At 37.3% G+C, this 6,345-nt stretch carries 7 protein-coding genes; 3 read left to right on the top strand and 4 right to left on the bottom strand.

Features of this window, described 5'->3' with window-relative positions:
• Positions 1 to 139: 139 nt before the first annotated feature.
• Positions 140 to 1,987: an asparagine synthase (glutamine-hydrolyzing) gene (asnB, locus tag FOT98_RS10995; RefSeq protein ID WP_063260218.1), complete on the bottom strand. Its 1,848-nt coding sequence runs from the start codon at positions 1,985 to 1,987 to the stop codon at positions 140 to 142.
• Between the two features lie 240 nt (positions 1,988 to 2,227).
• Between asnB and FOT98_RS11000 the strand changes: the two genes are divergently transcribed.
• Entirely contained in the window at positions 2,228 to 2,782 is a 555-nt protein-coding gene (locus FOT98_RS11000) for a DUF2777 domain-containing protein (protein WP_063260217.1), read from the top strand.
• 55 nt (positions 2,783 to 2,837) lie between these two features.
• Here FOT98_RS11000 and FOT98_RS11005 read toward each other — a convergent pair whose 3' ends face one another.
• Positions 2,838 to 3,206 (bottom strand): YisL family protein, encoded by a 369-nt coding sequence (locus FOT98_RS11005; RefSeq protein WP_061676282.1) that lies wholly within the window; start codon positions 3,204 to 3,206, stop codon positions 2,838 to 2,840.
• Positions 3,207 to 3,356: 150 nt separating this feature from the next.
• Between FOT98_RS11005 and rocD the strand changes: the two genes are divergently transcribed.
• Together rocD and FOT98_RS11015 are read left to right on the top strand one after the other, a co-directional pair.
• Complete coding sequence (gene rocD / locus FOT98_RS11010; protein WP_000616654.1) at positions 3,357 to 4,547, top strand: ornithine aminotransferase; 1,191 nt, start codon at positions 3,357 to 3,359, stop codon at positions 4,545 to 4,547.
• A gap of 110 nt (positions 4,548 to 4,657) precedes the next feature.
• Positions 4,658 to 4,942 (top strand): hypothetical protein, encoded by a 285-nt coding sequence (locus tag FOT98_RS11015; protein WP_060629921.1) that lies wholly within the window; start codon positions 4,658 to 4,660, stop codon positions 4,940 to 4,942.
• A 33-nt stretch (positions 4,943 to 4,975) separates the two neighbouring features.
• Here FOT98_RS11015 and FOT98_RS11020 read toward each other — a convergent pair whose 3' ends face one another.
• Together FOT98_RS11020 and FOT98_RS11025 are read right to left on the bottom strand one after the other, a co-directional pair.
• Positions 4,976 to 5,875 (bottom strand): fumarylacetoacetate hydrolase family protein, encoded by a 900-nt coding sequence (locus FOT98_RS11020; RefSeq protein WP_063260216.1) that lies wholly within the window; start codon positions 5,873 to 5,875, stop codon positions 4,976 to 4,978.
• 164 nt (positions 5,876 to 6,039) lie between these two features.
• Positions 6,040 to 6,345, bottom strand: a 306-nt coding sequence (locus FOT98_RS11025; RefSeq protein WP_144291060.1) for a zinc ribbon domain-containing protein, incomplete at its 5' end; no start/stop codon positions are given.

The following is a 6,345-nucleotide window of genomic DNA, read 5'->3' on the forward strand; positions in this document are numbered from 1 at the left end:
TGTTTCCAATTATAACAATGAATAATAAGTACGTAAAGATAATTATTATAAATAAGTATTATTTCTAATATGATTTTGAATTTTATTTGACAATTTATTTAATAAAAAGCGACTTACATAAAAGTAAGTCGCTTTTCTTCTATTCTTTAATATTTACCCCATACTCTTTAAACCAAACGTGAATTTGCGCTAAATGAGCTAAAAGCTGAGGCCCAGTCATTAATTGACCGAACCAAGGCGATTGAAATGCACTGCCGCCTGACTCAATCAAGCCGCTCAATTGCTCTTTATCAAATAACTCGTGCAAAATTGAGCCTTTATCCGTTAATAAATCTTGTAGCCATACTGTGACTGCTTTCGTATAGTGCGGATTATGCGTTTTCGGATATGGGCTCTTCTTTCTATATAAGATGTCATTTGGAAGTAACCCTTCTAACGCTTTACGCAATAGACCTTTTTCGCGGTTTTTATACATTTTCATTTCCCAAGGAATATTCCACGCATATTCGACAAGTCGGTGGTCCGCAAACGGAACACGTACTTCTAAGCTCGCCCCCATACTCATACGGTCTTTTCTGTCTAATAATGTTGTCATAAACCATACCATGTTCAAGTAAAATAATTGTCGTCTCTTCGCTTCAATTGGGCTTTCTCCCTCTAAAACAGGAACTTCTTGAATGGATTCTTCATAGCGTTGCTGTACATATTGTTGTAAGTTTAATTTATTTCTCCATTCTTTCTTTAGCAGTTGTTCACGCGCTTCTGTAGAACGCATCCACGGAAATGCACTCGATTGTAAATCATCTTCTCTATAAAACCACGGATAACCACCAAATATTTCGTCTGCACATTCCCCAGATAAACCAACGACAAAATCTTGTTTAATTTCACGGCAAAACCATAGTAATGACGAATCGATATCTGCCATACCAGGCAAATCACGAACGAGTACAGCTTCTGTTAAATACTGCGCTAATTGTTCATTTGAAATGACGCAGCGATGGTGAATCGTTTCAAACGTATCCGTCATTAAATGAATAAATGGCGCATCTGAATTTGGCTGGAATGCATTCGCTTTAAAGTATTTATCATTATCTTCATAATCAACAGAATATGTGTGTAATTGCCCTTTTCCTGACCTTGCGTATTCTTGCGCAGCAATCGCTGTTATAGCACTCGAATCTACACCGCCTGATAGAAAAGTACATAGTGGTACATCAGAAACTAGCTGCCTTGTAATCGCATCTTGTAATAAAAAGCGTGTTTTCTCTACTGTTTCTTCAAAGGAGTCTTCATGTTTTTTGCTTTCCACATTCCAATATCTCCATATACATAAACCGTTCTTTGAAAATGTCATCGCATGACCTGGACGTAATTCTTTTATACCAGCATAAATACCATGACCAGGTGTTCTCGATGGTCCAAGACCGAATATTTCGGATAACCCTTCTAACGTTACTTCCGCCTTCACATCTGGATGAGCCAGTATCGCTTTCAACTCTGAACCAAATAGTAATCGTCCACTATCGTATTTATAAAATAGCGGTTTTACACCTAATCGATCTCGCGCAATAAATACTTGTTCTTTCTGTTCATCCCATACGGCAAACGCATATATACCGTTTAAATGATCGACACATTCTTCTTTCCATTCCATATACGACGCTAATAGCACCTCCGTATCAGAATGCCCTTTGAACGTATATCCTCTTCTTAATAATTCCTTTCGAATATCCTCTGTGTTATACAGTTCACCGTTATAACAAATTGCATAATTCGTTTCATCTTTTAAACAAGTCATCGGTTGTTTCCCGCCCTCAGGGTCCACAACGATTAACCGTTTATGCCCAAATGCGACATTGCCTTTAATCCAAACTTTATTATCATCTGGGCCACGCTTTGCTAACGTCTCAGCCATTTTCGTAACGACGTCCCGTTCTCCTTCTAATGAGCGTTTATAATCCACCCATCCTGTAATCCCGCACATATAAATCATCCTTCCATCCTATTTCTTTTCCTAAACGAGCAGTAATCCCCACCCTACAAGGTGCGGATCAAAAAAACGAAAAACTTGACGATAACCTACTATCCACATATGAAATAGCATTTTCACTCAGTAAAACGTGTTTTATTGTATGCCCACCTATGTCTAGATGTGTCTAGTTATAAAGAATGCACGAACTGTCTATAACAGAAATAACTACTTTTCATAAAGGAGAAATCGTGTATGATACAACGTAACCATATTTTATATAACCAGCCTCGCGCTCATACAGTCGGTAATGTAGAATATATAAACAATGAATGGGTATTCTTTGATGATGAAAATGATGAAGCATTTTTATTAGAAGATATTGCCGAAGATGGTTTTGAGATTTTATATAACAACAACTGGCTACCAGCTCGTTTCTATGAACAAGATGTATTACAAATCGCCAACGAACAGCACCACCTGCAAAACGGGGAAATGATACGAATTCGAAAGAAATTACTTCTTAGCTATACAGAATGGCTTGAGGAATTACCTGACTCTGTCTTTACGTTATTAACCGAATCATTGCAATCCCTTCACTACTCTTTATATGATTGCATGTATTGTCATAATTATTTATCTTTCTTACCGAAAGAAGAAGCATGCGAAGGAGTAAATATTCTTTTGTTCGATAACGAAGAAATGATTTGTACATTGCAGCATCATTTCGTTCGTCACGCTGCGTCAAATAAAAACATGTTTCGTTTTACGAAAGCAAACGGAGAAGAGTTGCATATCGATGCGACATAAAATAAAAAAACCACCTTATCTCCCAAATATTTGAGATTATAAGGTGGTTTTATTTTTATTTAAATACGTACCAGCCAAGTGGTAATTTTAGTCCTAAGTATATTACCGCTACTAACGCAACAATAAATAAGCCCCAAACCGCCCCTGTTGGTTTGTTTTTGCTCATTTTTACAAGAACCATTTCCATTCCACCGATAACTAAAATACCAGCTAACATTTTCATGCCGTACCACATGTGCATGCTACCTGTTGCTGTCTTCACAATACTCATGTACAACATGAATCCTGTCACAATAATGAAGATATACACTAGACGAAGCCCCATATGTACACCTTTACCTTTTCTCCCTGCTGAATAAAGTGAATACGCAACGAAGAATAAAATTAAACCTAACGCCCATGCTGTAATATGCATATGTACCATCGTATCCCTTACCTCCTCTTTTCACACTTTTTCACTCTATATGATAACATGTTCATTTATTTTCAGGAAATGTTTCGCTTTTTTACATTTAAATGCTATAATATTTAGAGTATTTACAAACTTCTTGTAATAACAAAAGGGGGAACAATCATGATTCAAACTAAGGATATTATCGAACTTACAGACACATACGGGGCAAATAACTATCACCCACTTCCAATCGTTATTTCTAAAGCAGAAGGCGTTTGGGTAGAAGATCCTGAAGGAAACCGCTATATGGACTTATTAAGTGCATATTCTGCAGTAAACCAAGGTCATCGTCACCCAAAAATTATTAACGCTTTAATTGACCAAGCTAATCGTGTTACGTTAACTTCTCGTGCTTTCCATAGCGATCAATTGGGTCCTTGGTACGAAAAAGTTGCGAAACTAACTAATAAAGAAATGGTACTTCCAATGAATACAGGTGCAGAAGCTGTTGAAACTGCAATTAAAACGGCTCGCCGCTGGGCTTATGATGTGAAGAAAGTAGAAGCAAATCGTGCTGAAATTATCGTTTGTGAAGATAACTTCCACGGCCGTACAATGGGTGCTGTTTCTATGTCTTCAAACGAAGAGTACAAGCGTGGATTCGGTCCAATGCTTCCTGGCATTATCGTAATTCCTTACGGTGATTTAGAAGCGTTAAAAGCTGCTATTACACCAAATACAGCTGCATTCATTTTAGAGCCTATCCAAGGTGAAGCAGGAATTAACATCCCACCAGCTGGTTACTTAAAAGAAGCTCTTGAAGTATGTAAAAAAGAAAACGTTTTATTTGTAGCAGATGAAATCCAAACAGGTTTAGGCCGTACTGGTAAAGTATTTGCTTGTGATTGGGACAATGTAACTCCTGACATGTACATACTTGGTAAAGCACTTGGCGGCGGCGTATTCCCAATCTCTTGCGTAGCAGCAAACCGCGACATTTTAGGCGTATTCGAGCCAGGTTCTCACGGTTCTACATTCGGTGGTAACCCACTTGCATGTGCTGTTTCTATCGCAGCTCTTGAAGTGTTAGAAGAAGAAAAATTAACAGAGCGTTCTCTTCAATTAGGTGAAAAATTAGTTGGGCAATTAAAAGAAATTGATAACCCAATGATCACTGAAGTTCGTGGTAAAGGTTTATTCATCGGTATCGAATTAAACGAGCCAGCTCGTCCTTACTGTGAACAACTAAAAGCAGCTGGTCTATTATGTAAAGAAACACACGAAAATGTGATTCGTATCGCACCACCTCTAGTAATCTCTGAAGAAGATTTAGAGTGGGCATTCCAAAAAATTAAAGCGGTATTATCGTAATAATAGAGAGGTTGTCCTACATGTTGGGACAACCTCTTTCTTTTTATATTGATTTATACTAAAATAAAGTTGTAATTTTCTGCCTTTTAAAATTGTAAAGGAGATTCGATATGTTATTAAGGTACGGCAAACACATTAACTATTTGGCTACATCTTTTATTTTAGTTACATTCTTTGGCTTCCTACTTTCCACAACATTGCTTATTAACTACTCAACTTCTACTACCTTCACACTACTGAAAGCATCATTTTGGACTGCTGTTATTCTTACCATCATTGGTTTTGGACGAGAAAAAAGTGCACTTACCGTTATACTATTTGGCATTTGTACACTTGCATTCATTGGTCTTTACATTTTTTCTATTATCGATTACCTCTATAACCCAAGACCATAAAAAAGAGCTATCTTCGATAAGATAGCTCTTTTTTCATTTCACTACATTTCGCAAAGTACCAATGCCTTCTACTGTAATGACAACTTCATCACCAGCATGCAAAAACTTCGGTGGTGTGAAACCTTTTCCGACTCCAGCCGGCGTTCCTGTTGCGATAATATCTCCTGGTTCTAACGTCATGCCTTTACTTATCGTTGAAATAATTTCTTCTATTGAAAAAATCATTTTATTTGTATTTGAAGTTTGCCTTACTTCCCCGTTTACTACCGTTTCAATGTGTAACGCATTTGGCTCGCTCACCATTGATTTATGAATTAAATACGGTCCCATCGGACAAAATGTATCGAAACTTTTTCCAAGGAAAAATTGTTTATGCTTCCTTTGAATGTCGCGAGCAGTTATATCATTTATAATGGTGTAACCAAACACATGCTCAAGCGCTTTTTCTTTTTTTATTTGTTTTCCTCGCTTACCGATGATGATAGCTAGTTCTCCTTCATAGTCTAGTTCATTCGTTGCATGGGGATGACTATTAATTTTTTCATTCATTCCAATAACTGTCGTTGGCGCTTTCGTAAAGATCATTATATTTTCCGGAATGGATTCTACTCCGCCCATTTCTATCGCATGCTCACGATAGTTTTTTCCAACGCATAGAATATTCTTCCTTGGCCTTGGAATTGGTGCTAATATTTTCACCTCAGTTAACGGATAATACGCGGTTTCCCCATGCTCTTTTGCCCAATTTACAATTTCACATACTTTCTCAAAGCATGTGGTCCCTCTTTCAATATACTCTAGCATTGTAATAGGGATTGTAACCTTTTCCCCCTTTTGCCTCTGCGCTTCCCTTAAGTGCAATACCTTTTTTTCTTCTTCATCCACAATACCTACAAATACCTTTTCATCTTTTTTTGCCGTTACCAAACGCAATATTTCCACTCTCCATCCTAAAACTCATACCGATACGATAAATTTAACTAAATCTATACAATTCAATCAAATTTACACAAGTTAGTGCTTCATCGTGTTCTCGCAGCCCCAAAGGGACGAGGGGTATTACACTCCACACGAGGCAGTATCGTTACCTCCTATTATCAAGCATTTAATTTTACCCATCTTGATAAATTTATCGCAGCATTTACATCCCTATCGTGATCGCTATTGCACGAAGCACAACGCCATTCACGAATCTTTAAACTCCACTGTCCTTCTGGTTGAACTGAATGGTCATATTTAACTCCGCAACATGAGCAAATCTTGCTTGAAGCGAACCATTTATCAGCCTTTACATATTCAATGCCGTACTTCTCGCACTTGTATGATAAACATTGAAAGAAGAAGTTTAATTTTTGAAATGAAAATGCTTTCGATAGTTTTTTGTTTTTTAACAGGTTTGAGAT

It is taken from the genome of Bacillus sp. HY001 (assembly GCF_007558965.1).
GTDB lineage: Bacteria > Bacillota > Bacilli > Bacillales > Bacillaceae_G > Bacillus_A > Bacillus_A mobilis.

Excerpts from the sequence above, each read along its gene's own strand:
- asnB (WP_063260218.1), bottom strand. The coding sequence starts at position 1,987 with ATGTGCGGGATTACAGGATGGGTGGATTATAAACGCTCATTAGAAGGA.
- FOT98_RS11000 (WP_063260217.1), top strand. The coding sequence starts at position 2,228 with ATGATACAACGTAACCATATTTTATATAACCAGCCTCGCGCTCATACA.
- FOT98_RS11005 (WP_061676282.1), bottom strand. The coding sequence starts at position 3,206 with ATGGTACATATGCATATTACAGCATGGGCGTTAGGTTTAATTTTATTC.
- rocD (WP_000616654.1), top strand. The coding sequence starts at position 3,357 with ATGATTCAAACTAAGGATATTATCGAACTTACAGACACATACGGGGCA.
- FOT98_RS11015 (WP_060629921.1), top strand. The coding sequence starts at position 4,658 with ATGTTATTAAGGTACGGCAAACACATTAACTATTTGGCTACATCTTTT.